General features: G+C 65.7%; 21 protein-coding genes. 7 read left to right on the top strand and 14 right to left on the bottom strand.

Going from position 1 to position 18661, the window contains the following annotated elements; genetic code table 11:
- The first annotated feature begins 1 nt into the window (after position 1).
- Genes ACREB4_RS17775 through ACREB4_RS17795 form a run of 5 tightly spaced genes read left to right on the top strand, consistent with a single transcriptional unit; the run spans position 2 to position 4971 of the window.
- Positions 2-748, top strand: a complete 747-nt coding sequence (locus ACREB4_RS17775) for a DUF4129 domain-containing protein (protein ID WP_431589577.1) — start codon at positions 2-4, stop codon at positions 746-748.
- Positions 745-1992 (top strand): DUF4350 domain-containing protein, encoded by a 1248-nt coding sequence (locus ACREB4_RS17780; RefSeq protein WP_431589578.1) that lies wholly within the window; start codon positions 745-747, stop codon positions 1990-1992. The genes ACREB4_RS17775 and ACREB4_RS17780 overlap by 4 nt, the downstream gene beginning before the upstream one ends.
- 9 nt (positions 1993-2001) lie before the next feature.
- On the top strand, positions 2002-3000 hold the full coding sequence (locus ACREB4_RS17785) for an AAA family ATPase (protein ID WP_431589579.1): 999 nt from the start codon (positions 2002-2004) through the stop codon (positions 2998-3000).
- 16 nt (positions 3001-3016) lie between these two features.
- Positions 3017-4375, top strand: coding sequence for a DUF58 domain-containing protein (locus tag ACREB4_RS17790; RefSeq protein WP_431589580.1), 1359 nt, complete (start codon positions 3017-3019; stop codon positions 4373-4375).
- A gap of 35 nt (positions 4376-4410) precedes the next feature.
- A complete protein-coding gene (locus tag ACREB4_RS17795) occupies positions 4411-4971 on the top strand; it encodes a DUF805 domain-containing protein (protein WP_431589581.1) in 561 nt (186 codons plus the stop codon).
- Positions 4972-4986: 15 nt separating this feature from the next.
- On the opposite strand, the gene mog is transcribed toward ACREB4_RS17795, so the two are convergent.
- Positions 4987-5601 (bottom strand): molybdopterin adenylyltransferase, encoded by a 615-nt coding sequence (mog, locus tag ACREB4_RS17800; protein ID WP_431589582.1) that lies wholly within the window; start codon positions 5599-5601, stop codon positions 4987-4989.
- A complete protein-coding gene (gene yjgA / locus ACREB4_RS17805; protein ID WP_431589583.1) occupies positions 5598-6191 on the bottom strand; it encodes a ribosome biogenesis factor YjgA in 594 nt (197 codons plus the stop codon). The genes mog and yjgA overlap by 4 nt, the downstream gene beginning before the upstream one ends.
- Before the next feature lie 50 nt (positions 6192-6241).
- On the opposite strand from yjgA, the gene pmbA reads away from it, so the two are divergent.
- Together pmbA and ACREB4_RS17815 are read left to right on the top strand one after the other, a co-directional pair.
- Positions 6242-7648 (top strand): metalloprotease PmbA, encoded by a 1407-nt coding sequence (pmbA, locus tag ACREB4_RS17810; protein ID WP_431589584.1) that lies wholly within the window; start codon positions 6242-6244, stop codon positions 7646-7648.
- Between the two features lie 136 nt (positions 7649-7784).
- Positions 7785-8867, top strand: a complete 1083-nt coding sequence (locus tag ACREB4_RS17815; RefSeq protein WP_431589585.1) for a TRAP transporter substrate-binding protein — start codon at positions 7785-7787, stop codon at positions 8865-8867.
- A 10-nt stretch (positions 8868-8877) separates the two neighbouring features.
- Here ACREB4_RS17815 and ACREB4_RS17820 read toward each other — a convergent pair whose 3' ends face one another.
- From ACREB4_RS17820 to ACREB4_RS17875, 12 genes are all read right to left on the bottom strand, one after another.
- Entirely contained in the window at positions 8878-10419 is a 1542-nt protein-coding gene (locus ACREB4_RS17820) for a TRAP transporter large permease (RefSeq protein ID WP_431589607.1), read from the bottom strand.
- Entirely contained in the window at positions 10419-10961 is a 543-nt protein-coding gene (locus tag ACREB4_RS17825; RefSeq protein WP_431589586.1) for a TRAP transporter small permease subunit, read from the bottom strand. Before ACREB4_RS17825 ends, ACREB4_RS17820 begins: the two co-directional genes overlap by 1 nt.
- Before the next feature lie 13 nt (positions 10962-10974).
- Positions 10975-11325 (bottom strand): TIGR01244 family sulfur transferase, encoded by a 351-nt coding sequence (locus ACREB4_RS17830; RefSeq protein WP_431589587.1) that lies wholly within the window; start codon positions 11323-11325, stop codon positions 10975-10977.
- Positions 11326-11372: 47 nt separating this feature from the next.
- A complete protein-coding gene (locus tag ACREB4_RS17835) occupies positions 11373-11819 on the bottom strand; it encodes a GatB/YqeY domain-containing protein (RefSeq protein ID WP_431589588.1) in 447 nt (148 codons plus the stop codon).
- Positions 11820-11955: 136 nt separating this feature from the next.
- Positions 11956-12168, bottom strand: coding sequence for a 30S ribosomal protein S21 (rpsU, locus tag ACREB4_RS17840; RefSeq protein WP_012346814.1), 213 nt, complete (start codon positions 12166-12168; stop codon positions 11956-11958).
- A 130-nt stretch (positions 12169-12298) separates the two neighbouring features.
- Positions 12299-12820 (bottom strand): 2-amino-4-hydroxy-6-hydroxymethyldihydropteridine diphosphokinase, encoded by a 522-nt coding sequence (gene folK / locus ACREB4_RS17845; RefSeq protein WP_431589589.1) that lies wholly within the window; start codon positions 12818-12820, stop codon positions 12299-12301.
- Complete coding sequence (gene pcnB, locus ACREB4_RS17850; RefSeq protein WP_431589590.1) at positions 12813-14441, bottom strand: polynucleotide adenylyltransferase PcnB; 1629 nt, start codon at positions 14439-14441, stop codon at positions 12813-12815. Before pcnB ends, folK begins: the two co-directional genes overlap by 8 nt.
- The gene (locus ACREB4_RS17855) at positions 14438-15106 is read right to left on the bottom strand and encodes an HAD family hydrolase (protein ID WP_431589591.1); all 669 of its coding nucleotides are present in this window, start codon (positions 15104-15106) and stop codon (positions 14438-14440) included. Before ACREB4_RS17855 ends, pcnB begins: the two co-directional genes overlap by 4 nt.
- Positions 15103-15837, bottom strand: a complete 735-nt coding sequence (locus tag ACREB4_RS17860) for an HdaA/DnaA family protein (RefSeq protein WP_431589592.1) — start codon at positions 15835-15837, stop codon at positions 15103-15105. Before ACREB4_RS17860 ends, ACREB4_RS17855 begins: the two co-directional genes overlap by 4 nt.
- Position 15838: 1 nt before the next feature.
- Positions 15839-16933 carry an AI-2E family transporter gene (locus tag ACREB4_RS17865; protein WP_431589593.1) on the bottom strand — a complete coding sequence of 365 codons (1095 nt, stop codon included), beginning with the start codon at positions 16931-16933 and terminating at the stop codon, positions 15839-15841.
- 44 nt (positions 16934-16977) lie between these two features.
- Positions 16978-17724, bottom strand: a complete 747-nt coding sequence (locus ACREB4_RS17870) for a hypothetical protein (RefSeq protein WP_431589594.1) — start codon at positions 17722-17724, stop codon at positions 16978-16980.
- A gap of 95 nt (positions 17725-17819) precedes the next feature.
- On the bottom strand, positions 17820-18542 hold the full coding sequence (locus ACREB4_RS17875; RefSeq protein ID WP_431589595.1) for a hypothetical protein: 723 nt from the start codon (positions 18540-18542) through the stop codon (positions 17820-17822).
- Between the last annotated feature and the right edge of the window lie 119 nt (positions 18543-18661).

Below are 18661 nucleotides of genomic sequence, written 5' to 3' on the forward strand. Positions count from 1 at the left end.
CATGAACACCCTGCGCGCCGCCCTGTTGGCCTTGGCCTTGTCGGCAGGGGCTGGGTCGTCTTTCAGCCAGAACGCCCCCACACCGTCGCGCGATGAAGTGCAAGCCGCCCACGACCAGGTTCAGAAAGACCCGAACCTCGGGGGCACCAAGAAGGAACAGAAGCTGCGCTTCAAGGACTTCGAACCCTGGAAGGCCAAGCCCGCCAAGTCCGAGCCGCCGCCCTCGTGGCTGGTCGGGCTGGCGCGCTGGGTCGCCGAAGCCGGGCGACTCGTGATCTGGGCCTTGGGGGCCCTGGCGGTGGCTTTGTTCATCGTGGGGTTGAGGCATTGGATCCGGGTGCGCGCTGACACGGTGGCGGCCAAGACCCTGCGTCACCTGCCCAGCCATGTGCGCGAACTGGACATCCGGCCTGAAAGCCTGCCCGATCAGATCGGCGCCACGGCTCGGGCCTTGTGGGAAGGTGGCGAACACCACCGGGCATTGTCCCTGCTGTACCGGGGCGCCTTGTCCAGGCTGGTTCACGACCATGCCGTGCCCATCCGCGCTGCCAGCACCGAAGGCGAATGCGTTCGACTGACCGCCCGCTACCTGGCACCCCGCCACGGTGACTTCTTCGCCAGGCTGGTGGCCGCGTGGCAACTCGCGGTCTATGGTGCGCGCATGCCCGAGTCGGCCAAGGTCCTGGCGTTGTGCGATGACTTCGACCAGCACCTCGGCCAAGGCCCCTCGACGGAGGCCGCGCCTTGAAGTTCGAACACTTGCTGAAGGTCTTGCTGCTGGCGTTGCTGCTGGCCCTGGGCGCCTGGGTGGCCAACAGCACCGAATGGGTCGCAGAAGATGTGCCCACGCCCCGCCAGGGCGAAGCGCTGACCAATGAGCTCTACGCCACCCAACAGGTGGTTCGCCAGTTGGGCGGCAAGGTGGTCCGCCCCAAGGAACTGGCCGCCATGCCGCCACGCCACGCCACACTCATGCTCAGTTCCTGGCATTGGGACCTGTTCCCGGAGCGCGAACGGATGCTGCGCGAATGGGTGAAGAACGGCGGACACCTCGTCATCGGTGCCGACATGCTTTACAGCGAACGCCTGGAGGCCTGGTTGCCCATCCGGCGGATCGACGACGAGGACGAGGATGACGAGGAAGAAGGTGGGACCGCACCGGAGAGCGCCAAGGAAGCGGCCAGCGTTCCCGCCTCCTCCGCCCCACCTGCCGACAAGAAGCGCAAGACCCCGGCGTGCGAAGAGGTCATCGAACCCGAAGGCGTGGCGCCAGCCTACGGCGTGCGGCGTGCCTACAAGCTGTGCGGTGGCCGGGGCTATCCACGGATCAAGATGCCCGCCGCCGTGACGTGGGCCGTCCAAGCCGAGTGGGCACTCAAGCACCAGCGCGGCCCCGACGCCGTGCGGGTGGCGCTGGGCAAAGGCCAGGTCACGGTCATCACCAGTTCGAAGCTCTTCTTCAACGACCATGTCCTTGAAGGCGACAACACCTTGCTGGCCATGGCCGCACTGCAAGTCCACCGCGGCGGCGAGGTTTGGTTCGTCTCCGAAGAAGCCCGGCCTCCTTTGCTGGCCTGGATCTGGGACCAGGGTTGGGTGGCCGTGCTCATGGGTCTGCTGGCGCTGGCCGCCGCGCTGTGGCGTGGCGCCGTGCGTTTCGGCCCCCTCGCCACACCCGCCATGCCGGGACGCCGCTCCATGGCCGAACAGGTCAAGGGCACCGCCCGTTTCTTGACGCACCACGGCGCCGATGCCTTGCACGCAGCACAGGTTCGCGCGTTGGACGAAGCCGCGCAAGGCCGCCTGCACCACTACGCCCGACTGGAGCGCAGCGCCCGCGCCCAGGCCATCGCCCACGCGACGGGACTCGACGCCGACACGCTGGCCCGGGCCCTGGACCGCCGACTCAAACGATCCGACCGCGAACTGCCGCCCACGCTCGAGCTGCTGGAAACAGCACGCCGGAGCCTGAACAACCCACTCAGCCGATGAAAGCCCGACATGCAGATCAAACCTGAAGACCTGAGCCGCGCCGCCGAACTGCTGGGTGGCCTGCGAACCGAATTGTCCAAGGCCGTGGTGGGACAGCGCGAGGCCGTGGACCAGACCCTGGTCGCCCTCGTCGCTTCCGGCCATGTCCTGATCGAAGGCGTGCCCGGCCTCGGCAAGACGCTGCTGGCCCGCACCTTGGCCAAGGCCATGACCCTGAAGTACGCCCGGGTGCAGTTCACGCCCGACCTGATGCCCTCCGACATCACCGGCCACTCGGTGTTCGACACGGCCGCGCGTGGCGAATCGGCCAATGGCATCGGCGCGCTGAGGGTGCACCGCGGCCCGGTGTTCACCAACCTGCTGCTGGCCGACGAAATCAACCGCGCGCCTGCCAAGACCCAAAGCGCCTTGCTCGAAGTGATGCAGGAGTACCAGGTCACGCTGGAAGGCCAGACCCTCAAGCTGCCACGGCCCTTCATGGTCATGGCCACGCAGAACCCGATCGACACCGAAGGCACCTACCCCTTGCCCGAAGCCCAGCTCGACCGCTTCCTGTTCAAGATCGACATCGGCTACCCCACCCATGAGGAAGAAACCGCCATCATCCGCCGCGCCACCGAACGCCAGATCGGCGACCAGCTCTCGCTGGACGGCATCGAAGCGCGCCTGGACGAACGGCTGGTCTTGACCTTGCAGGAGATGGCCTCCTTCGTGCGGACCGACGAGCGCGTGGCCGACTACGCCGTGCGCATCATGCGCGCCACCCGCCAATGGCCCGGCCTCTCGTCGGGCGCCGGTCCGCGCGGCGCGATCGCCCTCGTGCGCGCGGCCCGCGCCTCGGCCCTGCTGCAAGCCCGCGACTTCGTCACCCCCGACGACATCAAGGGCCACGTGCTGCCGGCCCTGCGCCATCGCGTCATGCTGGCCCCGGATGCCCAGCTCGAAGGGCGCCGCGTCGATGAACTGCTGACCGACGCGCTCGACAGCGTCGAAGCCCCTCGCCTGTGATGGCGCTGGATTGCCGATGAGCTGGACCCTGATCCCCAGTCGCCCGGCCGTGATCGCGCTGACCGGCGCCGCACTGGCCAGCGCCGTGGCTCTGGTGGCCGGCGTGCCGCTGGGCGCCGTGGGCCTGGCCTCTGGCACGTTCACGGTGGTCGCCGCCAGTTGGGCCATCCTCGACCTGTGGCGCAGCGAACGCGCCTGGCGTCGATCGCCGGTGCGCGTCGAACGAACCCTGCCCCACGCCCTGGCCCTCGGCGTCCAACGCCCCTTGAGCCTGACCTTGGTCAACGAGGGCCCGCGGCCCTGGCGGGTGGCGGTGTTCGACGAAGTCGATCCCAAGCTCGATTTCCAGGGCCTGCCGCAATGGGCGGACGTGCCCGCCCACAGCCAGATCGACCTCCAGTACGCCGTCACTCCCCGACGGCGCGGCACCGTGCACTTCGGCCTCACCCAAGTGAGGATGAGCAGCCTGTGGGGCAGCTTCGAGACCCTGCGCACGCTCGGCCAGTCCCAAAGCCTGCAGGTCTACCCCAACTTCGCCGCCGTGGCCGGCTACGCCTGGCTGGCCGGGGACCGGCGCCTGGCGCAGATCGGCATCAAGACCTACGCCCAGCGCGGCATGGGCACCGACTTCAAGCAACTCACGGACTACAAGGTCGGCGATCCCATTCGCCACATCGACTGGAAAGCCACCATGCGCCATGGCCGGCCCATCGTGCGCGAGTTCCAGGATGAACGTGACCAGTGTGTGCTCTTCCTGATGGATTGCGGCCGCCGCATGCGGGCCGACGAAGGTGTCGTCAGCGCCGATGGCAGCCACTTCGACCAGGCGCTCAATGCATTGATGCTGATGAGCTACGTGGCCCTGAAGGACGGCGACGAAGTCGGTGCGATGACCTTCGGCACGGCGCCTGGCCAGCAACGCCACTTTGCGCCGCGCAAAGGATCATCCACCCTCAATGCGCTGATGGCCCGCCTGCACGACATCGAACCCGACGCCACGCACTCCGACTACCTGCTGGCCGCGCAAGACCTGCTGCGCCGGCAGCACAAGCGCGCCCTGGTGGTGCTATTGACCAACTTCCGGGACGAGGATTCCGCCGAACTGCAACCGGCCTTGAAGCTGTTGCGCGGCCGGCACCTGGTGCTGGTGGCCAGCCTGCGCGAACGGGTGCTGCGCGAGGTGGCCGAGCAACCCATCGGCACCCCAGCCCAGGCCACCGAGGTTGCCGGGGCCCACCTGTTCGAACAAGCCCGCCGCGATGCCTTCCGCCGCGTGGTGGGCAACGACGCCCTGTCGGTCGACGTGGAGCCTGGCCAGTTGGCCGTGGCCCTGGTCAACCGCTACCACGCCGTCAAACGATCCGGCTTGCTCTGAGCCACCGCCCCGTTTTTTCAACCCAGAAGAGGACCATGATGAGTGTTGCCAACCCCTACCAGCCCCCCCGCGCCAAGGTCGAAGATGTCCGAGGCGGCTCCGGAGCCTACCAAGCTGTTCGAATCTGGTCCGCCAAGGGCCGCGTCAGCCGCCTCCAGTACCTGGGCTACCTCATGGGGGGCTACCTGTTGGTCATCCTTGGAGCGGCTGTCGTGGGCGCCATCGCCGCGGCGGCAGGCCTGGGCAAATCCGCTTCCGCGCTTGGCGCGATCGTGGCCATCCCGTACATGGTCTTGTCCATCCTGCTGTCGATCCAGCGGGCACACGACATGGACTGGTCGGGCTGGACCAGCCTGCTCACCTTGATCCCCTTCGTGGCATTCGTGTGGATCTTCAAGGCGGGCACGCCGGGCGACAACCGCTTCGGCGCACCACCGCCTCCCAACACCACCAAGGTCAAGATCCTGGCGCTGCTGATGCCCGTCATCGCCATCATTGGCATCCTGGCGGCCATCGCCTTGCCGGCTTACCAAGGCTATGCGCTGCGTGCCAAGGCGGCTCAAGCCCCCCTCCAGCAGCCAGCCCCGGCCCCTTGATCCAAGACGACGTGCTCAGGTCGTCAGCACGGTCCGCCGTGCTGACTTCGGCCTGAACGCCTCGCACACCGTGGCATCGGTTTCGATGTAAGGCCCGCCGATCAGGTCGATGCAATAAGGCACGGCCGCAAAGATGCCCGGGACGATGGCGCGCCCCTCGGCATCGCGCAGCCCTTCCAGCGTTTCGGCGATGGACTTGGGCTGGCCAGGCAGGTTCAGGATCAAGGCCTGGCCACGGATCACCGCCGTCTGGCGCGACAAGATCGCCGTGGGCACGAAGCGCAGGCTGATCTGGCGCATCTGTTCGCCAAAGCCGGGCATTTCCTTGTCGGCCACGTCCAGCGTGGCCTCGGGCGTCACATCGCGGGGCGCCGGGCCGGTTCCGCCAGTGGTCAGCACCAGGTGGCAGCGCTGCACATCCACCAGTTCGCGCAGCGCGGCGGCGATGCCCTCGCGCTCGTCGGGGATCAGCCTGGGCACCCAACTGATCGGATTGCGCACCGCGCGTCCCAGCCAATCCTGCAGGGCCGGCAGCCCCTTGTCTTCATAGACGCCTGTGCTCGCCCGGTCCGAAATCGACACGACGCCGATCCGGACCTCGTCCAGGGTGTTGGGCGACTGAGCGCTCACGCTTCGCCCTCGTCCTCATCAGACGGCAGGCCGTCGTCGTCGGCGCGACCCTGGCCCTCCAGGGCTTGCTTGACGAACTGGAACAGCTCCCGGAATCCCTTGCCGCTGCGCTTTTCGGGCGCCGCGGCGGCATCCTTGCGCGCATTGCGGATCAAGGCGCGCATCTTCTGCACGTCCGACTCGGGGTACTCGGCCACCCAGCGCGTCAGAGCGCCGTCATCGGCCACCAACTCGGCGCGCCAACGCTCGGCGTCGTGCAAGGCCAGGGCATTGCGCGCATGGCCCAGCTGGAACGAGGCCACGGCTTCCTTGATGGGTTCGGGGTCGACACCGCGCAGCAGCTTGCCGATGTACTGCATCTGCCGGCGCTTGCCTTCGAAGGACTTGGTGCGCTTGTAGTCGGCGATCGCGTCGTCCAGCAATTCGGGCAGGCCGATGTCGGCCAGGCGGTCCTTGGGCATCGTCACCAGGGCTTCGCCCAGGGTCTGCAGCTCGTGGCTGTCCCTTTTTAGCTGCGATTTGCTGGGCCGCCGATAGCCGTTTTCATCGACTTCGTCGTCGTCGGAAGGGGGAAACTGTTCTTGATTCATGTGGTCGCTATGATACGAGGTCACACCCCTCACAGCCGCGAACCGCATACATGGCCGCCAACAAATCCTCCAAGTCTTCGCCCAACGCCCAACAGCCTGCCCAGTCCGGCTTCGCCTACTCGCGCGACCAGTTCCAGCAGTTGATCGAAGACGCTTTGAACTTGGCGACGAAGCTGGGGGCTTCCGACGCGGCAGCCGAGGTGTCCGAGGGCATGGGCCTGTCGGTGTCGGTGCGCAAGGGCAAGCTGGAGAACGTCGAGCGCAACCGCGACAAATCCATCGGCGTGTCGGTCTACCTGGGCCAGCGCCGTGGCAACGCCAGCACCTCCGACTTCTCGCCCGCCGCGCTCGAACAAACCGTGCGCGCCGCCTACGACATCGCACGCTTCACCGCCGAGGACGTGGCCGCCGGCCTGCCCGATGCCGAAGACCTGGCGCTGGGCAAGGCCGCCAAGCGCGACCTGGAACTCTTCCACCCCTGGTCCATCGATGCCGAGCAAGCCGCCGAGCTGGCCCGCCGCTGTGAAGACGCGGCCCTGACGCTCGATCCGCGCATCACCAACTCCGAAGGCGGTGGCGTCTCGGCCCAGCAATCGCATTTCCTGGCCGGCAACACGCGCGGCTTCCGCGGTGGTTACGCCAGCTCGCGCCACTCGCTGTCGGTCTCGCCCATCGCTGGCCGTGGCAACGACATGCAGCGCGACTTCTGGTATTCGTCCGAACGTGATGCCCGCGACCTGGCCCGCCCCGAGGTCATCGGCCGCTACGCCGCCGAGCGCGCCCTGGCCCGCCTGAAGTCCCGCAAGATCGCCACGTGCGAAGTGCCGGTGCTGTTCGAATCGCCGCTGGCTGCTGGCCTGCTGGGCGCCTACGTGCAGGCCACCAGTGGCGGCGCGCTGTACCGCAAATCCACCTTCCTGCTCGACAGCCTGGGCCAGCAGGTGCTGCCCAAGCACATCAACATCCTCGAAGACCCGCACATCCTCAAGGGCAAGGGCAGCGCGCCTTTCGACGACGAAGGCGTGCTGACCCGCAAGCGTCACATCTTGAAGAACGGCGTGGTGCAGAGCTATTTCCTGTCGAGCTATTCGGCGCGCAAGCTGGGCATGAAGACCACGGGCCATGCGGGCGGCTCGCAGAACCTGGTCCTGACCAGCAAGCTGACCGACCCCAAGGACAACCTCAAGGCCATGCTCAAGAAGCTGCACCGCGGCCTCTTCGTGACCGAGCTGATGGGCCAGGGCGTCAACTACGTGACCGGCGACTACTCGCGCGGTGCAGCCGGCTACTGGGTCGAAAACGGCAAGATCGCCTACCCGGTCGAAGAGATCACCATCGCCGGTCACTTGGGCGAGATGTTCAAGCAGATCGTGGCCGTGGGGGCCGATGAATACACCTACGGCAGCAAGACCGTGGGCTCCATCCTCATCGAGAAGATGAAGATCGCCGGGCATTGAGACCAAGCCCTTGATGTGGGCAGACAACGCGGGAAAGCCCCCGCCTGCCTCGCCGCCTCAGGCGCGCCAAGCGCTCCTAGAATGTCCGAATTCAAGCTCGGCTTGAAGCTTCGGACCATTCCCAGGAGACCCCGCCATGCAACGTCGTTCCTTCATCCACCACGCTGGCCTGGCCGGTGTTTTGGCGGCGGGTGCCGCGCCCGCCATCGTCCGCGCGGAAGCCAATGTGCGCTGGCGCCTGGCCTCCAGCTTCCCCAAGTCGCTCGACACCATCTTCGGCGCCGCCGAAGTCTTCACCAAGAAGATCAGCGAGATGTCGGGCGGCAAGTTCGTGATCTCGGTGCACGCGGCCGGCGAGCTCATGCCCGCCTTTGGCGTGGTCGATGGCGTGCAGAATGCCACGGTCGAAATGGCCCACACCGCGCCCTACTATTTCGTGGGCAAGGACGAGACCTTCGCCATCGGCAGCGCCATCCCCTTTGGCCTGAACTCACGCCAGATGAGCGCCTGGATGTACGAAGGCAATGGCCTGAAACTCATGCGCGAGTTCTATGCGCAGTACAACATCATCAACTTCCCTGGCGGCAACACGGGCGCGCAAATGGGCGGGTGGTACCGCAAACCCATCAAGTCGCTGGAAGACATGAAGGGCCTGAAGATGCGCATTGGCGGCTTTGCAGGCAAGGTCATCGAGCGACTGGGCTCCATCCCCCAAAACCTGCCCGGCGGCGAGATCTACCAGGCGCTTGAAAAAGGCACGATCGACGCGGCCGAGTGGGTGGGCCCCTACGACGACCAGAAGCTCGGCTTCTACAAAGTGGCGCCCTTCTACCACTACCCTGGCTGGTGGGAAGGCGGCCCGCAGCTCGACTTCTACATCAACACCAAGGCGTTTGCCGCATTGAGCCCGGAGTACAAGGCCATGGTGGAAGCTGCCGCCTCGCATGCCCACGTCGAGATGCAGGCCCGCTACGACGCCGCCAATCCGCTCGCGCTCAAGCAGTTGGTCGCCGCCAAGGCACAGCTGGTGCAGATGCCCAAGTCCGTCATGGACGGCGCCTTCAAGGCCTCGATGGAAATCTACAGCGAGCTGAACGAGAAGAACAAGAACTGGAAGAAGGTTTACGCCGACTACGCCAAGTTCCGGGCCGACCAGAACCTGTGGTTCCGTTTCACCGAGGCCACCTTCGACCGCTACATGCAGGCCGCCAAGCTCTGAGGCTTGGCTGTCAGGGCGGCGACGCTGCGGGGTCGCCCTGCTTCTTCAAGGCATCTTGCATGGCCTTGCCTGGGTCTTCTTCCGGCGGCACGTCGGGCGGCGGCACCGAATCCTCGGTCGGCGCCGAAGCGCCCTCATCCGCTGGCGCCGTCAGGTCCGCCGGCATCTCGATCTGGACCTTGTCCACATCGACCACGGCCTCCTTGTCCAGCCAGTACGTGACGGACTGAGGCCAGAAGATCACCACGGCCACCAGCATCAACTGCATCACCACCCACGGTACCGCGCCCAGGTAGATGTCGCGCGACTGGATGGGCTTGGCGATGGCCCCGTTCTTGAAGATCTGGTCGGCGATGCCGCGCAGGTAGAACAGCGCGAAGCCGAAAGGCGGGTGCATGAAGCTGGTCTGCATGTTCACGCACAGCAGCACGCCGAACCACACCAGGTCGATGCCCAGCTTCTGGGCCACGGGCGCCAGCAACGGAATGATGATGAAGGCGATCTCGAAGAAATCGAGGAAGAAGGCCAGGAAGAACACGAAGATGTTCACCGCGATCAGGAAGCCCAACTGACCGCCTGGCAAGTGCGCCAGCATCTCTTCGACCCAGCGGTTGCCATCCAGCCCCTGAAACACCAGCGAGAACACGCTGGAGCCCACCAGGATGAAGATGACCATGGCCGTGACGCGCATGGTGGTGTCCATGGCCTGCCACAGCAGGCTCACCGTCAGGCGCTTGTGGATGGCGGCCAGGATGATGGCACCCAGGGCGCCCAAGGCACCGGCTTCGGTCGGGGTGGCCAAGCCCATGAAGATCGTGCCCAGCACCATGAAGATCAGGATGACGGACGGCACCATGCCCCACAGCACCTTTTTCCACAGCACCCAGCCACGCTCCACGCGGGCTTCCGGTGGCAGCGGCGGCACCAGCTTAGGGTAGAACAAGGCGATGAAAGCGGTGTAGGCCAGGAACAGTCCGGTCTGCATCATGGAAGGGCCGATGGCCCCCTTGTACATGTCGCCCACCGAGCGGCCCAACTGGTCGGCCAACACCACCAGCACCAGCGAAGGCGGGATCAACTGCGTGATGGTGCCCGAGGCCGCGATCACGCCGGTGGCGAAACGCATGCTGTAGCCATAGCGCACCATGATCGGCAGCGAAATCACCCCCATGGCGATGACGCTGGCCGCGACCGTGCCCGTGATGGCGCCCAGGATGGCCCCCACGATGATCACGGCGAAGCCCAAGCCGCCAGGCCGGCGGCCGAACAGTTGGCCCGTGCCTTCCAGCAGGTCTTCGGCCAGGCCGCAGCGTTCCAGCACCGCGCCCATGAAGGTGAAGAAGGGGATGGACAGCAGCAGCTCGTTCGACACGATGCCGAACAAGCGCAGCGGCAGGTTGCCCATGAACTCGGCCGGCAGGATGCCCAGCCCCACCGCGCCATAACCGAAGGCCAATCCCAGGCCCGCCAGCGAAAACGCCACCGGGAAACCGAAAAGCATGACCAGCACCAGCGCGCCGAACATGAGCGGCGCCATGTGTTCCAGGGTGATCACTGCAGCGGTCTTTCGTAGTGGGTGTCCATGTTGTAGCTGCCGCGCAGGTAGCCGACGCGTTTGACAACTTCGGCCAGCGTCTGCAAGGCCAGCAAGGCGAAACCCAGGGGGATCATTGCCTTGATGGGCCAGCGCAGCAGCCCACCGGCGCTGGGTGACACCTCTTGCTGCACATAGGCGTCATGGACCATGTGGATGCTCAGCCAGCCGGTGATCACGCAAACCGGCAACAGCACGAAGACCATGCCCAGCAGGTCGATCCAGGCCCGGGTGCGCGGAGAGCGGCCGCCATAGATCACGTCGACACGAACATGCTCGTTGAGTTTGAGCAAAGCCGGCGCACCCAGGAAGACCGCCGCGCCGAACAAATACCATTGCGCCTCCAGCCAGGCGTTAGAGCCCAGGTTGAAGGTGTAGCGGATCAAGGCATTGCCGGCGCTGATGGCGCAGGCCAGGGCGAGCAGCCATGCGGCCAGTTGCCCCAGGCGCACCGACAACGCATCGACCGCACGGACGAAGAAAAGACCGGCCTGGCCCATGCCGTGACGCGCCTCAGCCGAGGGCAACGGCCTGGCTGAACAGGCGCGAGGAACGCGCGCCGCTGCGGCAGAACATCAAGGTGGGACGGGGCAAGGTCTTGAGCAGCTCGGCCGCCTGGGCGATTTCCTCGGGCGACTGGTAGCCGCCTTGCACGGGCAAGTAGGCGTAGGTCAGGCCCGCGGCCTTGGCCGCCGCCTCGATGGCGCTGGTGGTGGGCTGGTCGGGGCCGCCCTCGAAGTCGGGGCGGTTGTTGATCACGCTCTTGAAGCCAGCGGCCGCCACCGAAGCCATGGCTTCTGGCGTCAGCTGGGGGGCCACGCAAACGTCTTCGCTCACGGGCTGAACGGGCAGGTTGTCGGACATGACGGTGTCTCCTTGGGTGTGCTCGAACGCGATTGTCGGCCAGATTGTCAGCCAGCCAGCGCGGCCTTGACCGCAGCGGACACCAAGCCCATGTCGGCCTTGCCGGCCAGGCGCTGCTTGACCGCGCCCATGACCTTGCCCATGTCGCCGGGGCCGGAGGCGCCCAGCTCGGTCACGATGGCCTTGACTTCGTCGGCCACTTCGTCGGCCGACAGACGCTGGGGCAGGTAGGCCTCCAGCACGCCGATCTCGAAGGCTTCCTTCTCGGCCAGGTCGACGCGGCCAGCGGCCTGGAACTGCTGGTGCGAATCCTTGCGCTGCTTGAGGAGCTTGTCGACGATGGCCACGGTGGCCGCGTCGTCCAGCGTGATGCGCTCGTCGACTTCCTTCTGCTTCATGGCCGCCAGCAACATGCGGATGGCGCCCAGGCGCTCGGCCTCTTTGGCACGCATGGCGTTCTTCATGTCGTCGGTGATGCGGTCTTTCAGGCTCATGGCTCGGTCCTTTTTGGTTCAGGCTTGTTCTTGTTCAGAAACAACAAAGCCCGCATGGGCGTCCCCGCGCGGGCTTTTCAAGTCAACGACATGGGGAGCAAACGCCACCGCCAATGTCGGACAGGGAAGCTGCTGATTAGTACAGCTTCTTGGGCAGCTGCATGCTGCGCACGCGCTTGTAGTGGCGCTTGACGGCGGCGGCCTTCTTGCGCTTGCGCTCAGCGGTGGGCTTTTCGTAGAACTCGCGGGCGCGCAGTTCGGTCAGCAAGCCCAGCTTTTCGATGGTGCGCTTGAAGCGGCGCAGGGCCACGTCGAACGGCTCGTTTTCCTTGACACGGATGGTCGTCATTGATCGATCACTTTCAGTATGAATGCATTCAAAGGGCCTGGGCCCGTTCCCAATTTCCGCGGAGGAAACGGACATGCCCCACGGGGATTGCTTAGCAGGCATTACTTACCCACTAGCAGAGCCCGATATTCTACTGCGGATTTCCAACTTGTTCCAGAAAAATCCCTTGTGCGGCCGCCAATTTGGCCCTTTCAGCAGGGTTCAAAGGTCGGGGGTCGGTGGATTTCGGGGGCAATTTGGCCAAAAGTTCGGCCAACGGCTCTTGGACGAAGGCACGTTCGTCCATGCGCGGGTGCGGCAAGCTCAATGCCAGCGACTCGCGCTTGACGCCTTCCATCCACAGCAGATCGAGGTCCAGTGTGCGAGGCGCCAAAGGCTTGGGCCGCTCGCGGCCCAGCGTCAATTCGATGCCCAGCAAGGCGTTCAACAGTTCCAAGGGCGCCAGCGAGGTGCTCAAGGCCGCGACGGCGTTGAGGTAATCAGGGCCTTCGGTGCCGACGGCCTTGGTCACGTAAAACGAGGACACACCTTCCAGGCTGGTCCAGGGCAGGTCTTGCATCCGAGCCAGCGCGGACTGCAGGCTCTCCCGGGTCGGGCCCAGGTTCGCCCCCAAGGCCACGAACGCCCGGAAGCGGGGCAGGTCTTCAGTCACCCGCGCCGCCGTCATTGCCGGACGGGCCGTTGCTCACCGCGCCGCCCTCGCCTTCGCTGGGCTTGCGGCGACGCCGCCGACGCTTCTTGGCCGCGGGCACGGCCCCTTCGCCACCGTCGTCTTCGGAGCTGGGGCTTTCAGCACCCGATGCAGCGCCAGCGGCAGCATGCGATGCCGCGCGGCCACCACCCCTCGGGCCTTGAGCCGCGCGCTTGGCCGACTCTTGCTGGCGCGCCACGTCCATCAGTTCGCGGCGCTCGTCGTTGTCGGCCAGCGAGAAGTCTTCCCACCAGGTGGCCAGTGGCTGATCGGCCTCGCCAGCCTGGGCCCGCAGGCGCAGGAAGTCGAAACCGGCGCGGAAACGTGGTTGCTCGACCAAGGTCAGCGGGCCGCTGCCCACGCGCTTGTCGAAGCGTGGCTGCATGGTCCAGATCTCGCGCATGTCGGACGCCAGCTTGCCCCGGCCCGAAATGTCGCCGATGCGCGCGTCGAACACGGCATCGGTGGCGGCCTGCAAAGCCGGGAATGGCGGCTCGCCTTTGGCCAGGTTGCGCTTCCAGTGGTCGAGCACGTCATGCCACAGCAGGCAGGCCAGCAGGAAGCTGGGTGCCACGGGTTTGCCTTCGGACACACGGCGGTCGGTGTCGTTCAGGGCCAGCTTGACGAATTGTTCGCGGCCGGGATGGCGGCGGGTTTCGTCGAACACGGCATCGAGGATGGGGAACACGCCGCGGTCCAGACCCAGCTTGCGCAGCTGGTCCAGAGAGGCCTGGGCATGGCCGGTCTGGAGCAGCTTGATCATCTCGTCGAACAGGCGCGACTGCGGCACATTGCTCAGCAGTTCGGCCATGGACTGCAATGGGTCGCGGGTCTTGGCTTCGATCTCGAAACCCAGCTTGGCCGCGAAACGCACCACGCGGATGATGCGCACCGGGTCTTCGCGGTAGCGCACATCGGGCACACCGATCATGCGCAACACTTTCTTCTTGATGTCCTTGATGCCCCCGTGGTAGTCGACCACCACGCCCGTGCTCGGGTCGTAGTACATGGCGTTGACGGTGAAGTCGCGGCGCGCGGAGTCCTGGTCCTGCGGGCCCCAGACGTTGTCGCGCAGCACGCGTCCGCTGCCATCGACCACGTGGGATTTGCCGGCGAGCTCTGAGCGCGAGGTTTTCTCATTGCCCGCCACCTGCTCGGCCGCGTCGGCATCGAGGTAGGCGCGGAAGGTCGACACTTCGATCACGTCGTTGTCACGGCCCCGGCCGAAGACCACGTGGACGATGCGGAAGCGTCGCCCGATGATGAAGGCTCGGCGGAACAGGCCCTTGACCTGCTCGGGGGTGGCATTGGTGGCCACGTCGAAATCCTTGGGGCGCAGGCCGACCAGCAGGTCGCGCACGGCACCACCCACGATGTAGGCCTCGAAGCCGGCTTCCTGGAGGGTGGTGCACACCTTGACGGCGCGGTCATCCACCAGCGTCGGGTCGATGCCGTGCTCGGACGCCGGCACCTCTACCCGCTTGCCGGTGGGAACGCGGGGCTTCTTGCGCCCGCCTGCCGCCGCGCCAGTAGCTTGGCTGGGGTCTTTGCCCAGGATCTTGTCTATCAATCTCTTGATCATGAAAACAGTCGAAGAATGCGCCAGCCGCGCTCACGGGCCACGGCCTCGAGGGCCGGACTGGGGTTGGTGGCAACAGGATCGCTGGCCAGGTCCAGCAATGGCAGGTCGTTGGGGGAGTCGCTGTAGAAGCTGACCCGATCGAAATCGGCCAAGTTGTGGCCGCGTTCGGCCAGCCATTGTTCCACACGCGTGATTTTGCCCTCCCGGAAGGACGGCACACCCTGGATTTCCCCCGTCACGCGGCCTTGATCGTCCCGCGCGAGGCCAACGGCCAACAGATCGGGCACGCCGAAGGCATCGGCGATGGGTCGGGTCACGAACTCATTGGTCGCGGTGACGATGGCCAACAGGTCGCCCCGGGCTTCGTGCTCGCGCACCAGTTGCAGGGCCTGAGGCTGGATGGCGGGTAGCACGACCTCGGTCATGAAGCGCTGCTGCAATGCGGCCTGCTCGCCATGGTTCAACTGGCGCCAGATGCTGGTGGAAAAGCGGATGTACTCGGACAGCTGCAAGGTGCCGGCCACGTACTGCTGGTAGAAGCCATCATTGCGACGACGGTACTCCACCGGGTCGGCCAGGCCGATGCGGATGAGGAACTCGCCAAACTCGTGGTCGGAGTCGATTGGCAACAGGGTGTGGTCGAGGTCAAACAGGCACAGGTTCATTCGGTCTCCAGCACCAGCATCTGCTTGAGAAGGGGCACGGTCACGGTTCGGTGTTCGGCCAGGGCAAACCGATCGAGTCGGTCGAGCAGCCCCGCCAGGAAAGCCAGGTCGCGGCTGTAGCGCACCAGCAGGTAGGACACGACGCCATCGTCGAGGTCGATGCCACGCCGCGAGGCCTCGTCGCGCAGGGCCTGGCGAACCCCGGACTCGCTCAAGGGCGACAAGGCAAAGATCAGCCCCCAGCCCAGGCGCGTTCTCAGGTCGTCGCGCACGGGCAGGTCCACCGGCGGGACGGATCCGGCGGCGATGATGGACAAGGGCCCGGCCCCTTCGGCCCCAGTGCTGGCCGATTCGATGAAAAGATTGAAAGCCAGGTGCTGCAAGTGGCCGTCCAGGCGCTCGCAGTCGTCGATCAGCGCCAGGGTGGGCGCCTCCGGGGAGTCCGCATCCCACATCTGGCAGCCCTGCGCACTGACCCACATGACGTGGTGGCCGGCCGCCAAGGCCCGCGGCACCATGGCCCGCAGCAGGTGGGTCTTGCCGCTGCCGGAAGGCCCCCAGAAATAGGCCGCGGGCACGCGGGCCTGGCTGGTCGATGAAGGCCAGGCCCGCAGCCATTCCAGGGCCTGCTGCCCGCCATCTTCGAGGATGAATTCGTCCAGCCCGGGCATGGAAACGGGGCCCAGGTCGAGCGGAATCTGCCGCATGGGCAGGCCGGGCGAGGTCAACACGTCAACCCTGCTCCGGGCCAGGTGACCCCAGGAAGGCACGGCTGCCACGGTAGCTGGCCAATGCCCTGCGCGCCAACACCAGCAGCAAGGCACTCAAGGGCAAGGCGATCAACACGCCGACAAAGCCCAGGGCCTGGCCAAACAGCAGCAGCGCGAAGATCACCGCGAGCGGGTGCAAGCCGATGCGGCGCCCAACCAGTCGAGGCGTGAGGAAAAAGCTCTCAAGGACCTGCCCGGCACCGTAGACCACCGCCACCGCGATGAGTGGGTAAGCCATGCCTGAAGTCGGACTGAACTGCAAGACACCCGACAGCACGGCCAGCACCAGGCCCACCCCGAAGCCCAGGTAAGGAATGCACATGGCCAGCCCCGTGAACACCCCGATCGGCAAGGCCAGCCGAAAGCCCGCCAGCCCCAAGGCCGCGCTGTAGAACACCGCCATGATCAGCATGACGAGCACCTGGCCACGCAGGAACTGCCCGAGCACGCCATCGCATTCGGTCAGCACGTCGTGCACGGGAGGACGCCAGCGTGGGGGCAACAGCCGCCAGGCCCGGTCCACGATGTCATCCCAGTCCATGAGCCAGTAGAACGCCAGCATGGGCACCATCAGCAGGAAGCCCAGCAAGGTCATCAAGCCGCTGCCGCCGATCAGCACCGAACTCACGATCGCGCCAGCCCATTGCGAGGCGTGCGAGTTGAGCCACTCCACCAACATCGCCTTGCCTTCGTCCAGGCTGGGCAACTCCAGGCCCAATTGCGACAGCCAGGGCTGCACACTCGTCCAGATGCGCGAAAACAGGTCGGGCACCTGGGATTTCAGCATGGGCACCAGTTGGGACACGATGGGCACCAGCAGGACCAGCAGGGTCAGCACCATCAAGAGCGCCAGGATCACGCACAGGCTCACGGCCAGCGCCCGTGGCACGCCGCGCTTGACCATGCCATCCACCGCCGGCTTGACCCCGTAAGCCAGGACCAGGCTGAGGATGAAAGGCGCCAGGGCGGCGGCGAATTTCCAGACGAACAGCACCAGGGCGGCGATCAGCAGGCCCCAGGCGAGTCTGGATTTGGAGGAATCATTCAACGAACTCATGTGAAGAGGATTCTATAGACCTCCTCACCACCCACGCTTCGGCATCACCGTTTGCTGTCCGCGTAGACCGATTGCCGCGCCGCCTCCAGATCGCGCTGCAGCACGGCGTTGTCACGGCTGCCCTCGGGTTTGGCCTGCCAGTCCGCCACGATGGCCCGCTCACGGCGGGTGAGCTCGTCTTGAATTTCCTTGTCCCGGGCGGCCTGCGCGGCATCGGTCCGGGGGGCGGCGGCCTCGATCTTGGCGCGCATCTCGGCCAGGCGTTGCTGCCGCAGGTTCTCGTCGGGCTGCAGGTCCGTGAGCAAGGCGGTGCTCAGCAGCAGGGCTTCACCAGCGGTCACTTCACCCTTGCTCATGCGATCGGGCACCTGCGCCAACAAGCTTTCGGCCAGTTGGTGGCGCTTCGCCACCTCGCGCGAATCGGCCAGGGCTTGCCATTGCTCGAAACTGCGTTGAAAACGCAGGTAGGCCACGACACGCTCCATCTCGGACTTGGCATTGGGCTGGCTGTTCATGGCCGCCTTCAGGGCGGCCCAGTCCTCGGGGGTGAAGTCGGAAGGGCGCCCGTCGGCCAGGACCGTGGGCGACGAGGCGGCATCCATCGGCACGGGCGTCGCGAACACCGGTTTTTGCGGCGCGGAGGCCTGCGTCGACGAGGCCGCCTCGGCCGCCTGCTCGGCGTCCTGATGCGCCTGCCACCACCAGACACCGCCGCCGACCGCCAAGCCGCCGATCAGGGCCGCAAACCACGACCGTTGCCAGAACTTGGTACTTTCTTGATAAGAGATCATGAACGTCAATGGCCAATGTCAGGGAAACGGGGGGATTGTGGGCACCAGCGAGGCACCCACGGCATGGGACAAACCCACGCTGTCCAGGACCTGGCTCAACGCGAGATGCGGCTGCGATCTTCCAGGGCCTTCTGCACCACCGCTGGGTCCGGATTGGCCTCCCCCGTCAGGATGGTGCCCGGCAACATGCGCAGGTCTTCCACACGCTGGATCTCTGCTTGCATCTGAGCATCGTCCGTGGGTTGAGGCACGGCCAGCGCCATCCTCTTGCCCCAATCGTCCAATTGCTGCTCGCGCTTTTTTTCGTCGGGTTCCAGGTCCGACATCAGCACCGTGGCCATCATCAGCGACTCGCTCATCGAGAACTCGCCACGGGCCAGGCGATCCGGCATCTGCTCCAGGATACTTTTGGCCAACTGGCGACGCTGCTGGGCGTCGCGCGTGTCTTCCATGGCCTGCCATTGTTCGAACTGCTTTTGAAAGCGCATGTAGCTCAGCACCTTGTCGACCTCGGGCTTCAAGGCAGGCTTGTTCTTGACGGCCTTGTCCAGCGCCGACCAGACACCCGGCGCCACATCGGCAGGCCGACCATCGGACAGGATGGCGGGCTCGGGTGCGCCGGTGGGGACGGGCGTGCCGCCAGCCGAGCCGAAAGTCGAAGACGCCTGGGACTCGGACGCCGGAGCCGCGACCTGCGTGGTGGCGTCCGTGCCCGAATGGCCTGAAAACCACCACACGCCGGTGCCCACCACGGCACTGCCGATGAGCGCGATCAACAAGGGCCGCTGCCAGGAGTTTTTGGTTTGGTAAGAGATCATGTTGTCCACAAGCAATGTCAGAAACGCGCAGATTGTCGCCAATTTGCCCTGTCCTCAAGCATGGCATAAACCCACGAATCGTGTAAACGCAACCACTACACTGGCGGCCTGTTTCTCAA

The sequence above is a fragment of the Aquabacterium sp. genome (genome assembly GCF_050725395.1).
In the GTDB taxonomy this organism is placed as follows: Bacteria; Pseudomonadota; Gammaproteobacteria; order Burkholderiales; family Burkholderiaceae_C; genus Aquabacterium.

Bases quoted from the DNA above. Each gene is read 5' to 3' on its own strand.
- ACREB4_RS17775 (WP_431589577.1), top strand. From the start codon at position 2: ATGAACACCCTGCGCGCCGCCCTGTTGGCCTTGGCCTTGTCGGCAGGG.
- ACREB4_RS17785 (WP_431589579.1), top strand. From the start codon at position 2,002: ATGCAGATCAAACCTGAAGACCTGAGCCGCGCCGCCGAACTGCTGGGT.
- ACREB4_RS17790 (WP_431589580.1), top strand. From the start codon at position 3,017: ATGAGCTGGACCCTGATCCCCAGTCGCCCGGCCGTGATCGCGCTGACC.
- ACREB4_RS17795 (WP_431589581.1), top strand. From the start codon at position 4,411: ATGATGAGTGTTGCCAACCCCTACCAGCCCCCCCGCGCCAAGGTCGAA.
- yjgA (WP_431589583.1), bottom strand. From the start codon at position 6,191: ATGAATCAAGAACAGTTTCCCCCTTCCGACGACGACGAAGTCGATGAA.
- pmbA (WP_431589584.1), top strand. From the start codon at position 6,242: ATGGCCGCCAACAAATCCTCCAAGTCTTCGCCCAACGCCCAACAGCCT.
- ACREB4_RS17815 (WP_431589585.1), top strand. From the start codon at position 7,785: ATGCAACGTCGTTCCTTCATCCACCACGCTGGCCTGGCCGGTGTTTTG.
- ACREB4_RS17825 (WP_431589586.1), bottom strand. From the start codon at position 10,961: ATGGGCCAGGCCGGTCTTTTCTTCGTCCGTGCGGTCGATGCGTTGTCG.
- ACREB4_RS17830 (WP_431589587.1), bottom strand. From the start codon at position 11,325: ATGTCCGACAACCTGCCCGTTCAGCCCGTGAGCGAAGACGTTTGCGTG.
- ACREB4_RS17835 (WP_431589588.1), bottom strand. From the start codon at position 11,819: ATGAGCCTGAAAGACCGCATCACCGACGACATGAAGAACGCCATGCGT.
- rpsU (WP_012346814.1), bottom strand. From the start codon at position 12,168: ATGACGACCATCCGTGTCAAGGAAAACGAGCCGTTCGACGTGGCCCTG.
- pcnB (WP_431589590.1), bottom strand. From the start codon at position 14,441: ATGATCAAGAGATTGATAGACAAGATCCTGGGCAAAGACCCCAGCCAA.
- ACREB4_RS17855 (WP_431589591.1), bottom strand. From the start codon at position 15,106: ATGAACCTGTGCCTGTTTGACCTCGACCACACCCTGTTGCCAATCGAC.
- ACREB4_RS17865 (WP_431589593.1), bottom strand. From the start codon at position 16,933: ATGAGTTCGTTGAATGATTCCTCCAAATCCAGACTCGCCTGGGGCCTG.
- ACREB4_RS17870 (WP_431589594.1), bottom strand. From the start codon at position 17,724: ATGATCTCTTATCAAGAAAGTACCAAGTTCTGGCAACGGTCGTGGTTT.
- ACREB4_RS17875 (WP_431589595.1), bottom strand. From the start codon at position 18,542: ATGATCTCTTACCAAACCAAAAACTCCTGGCAGCGGCCCTTGTTGATC.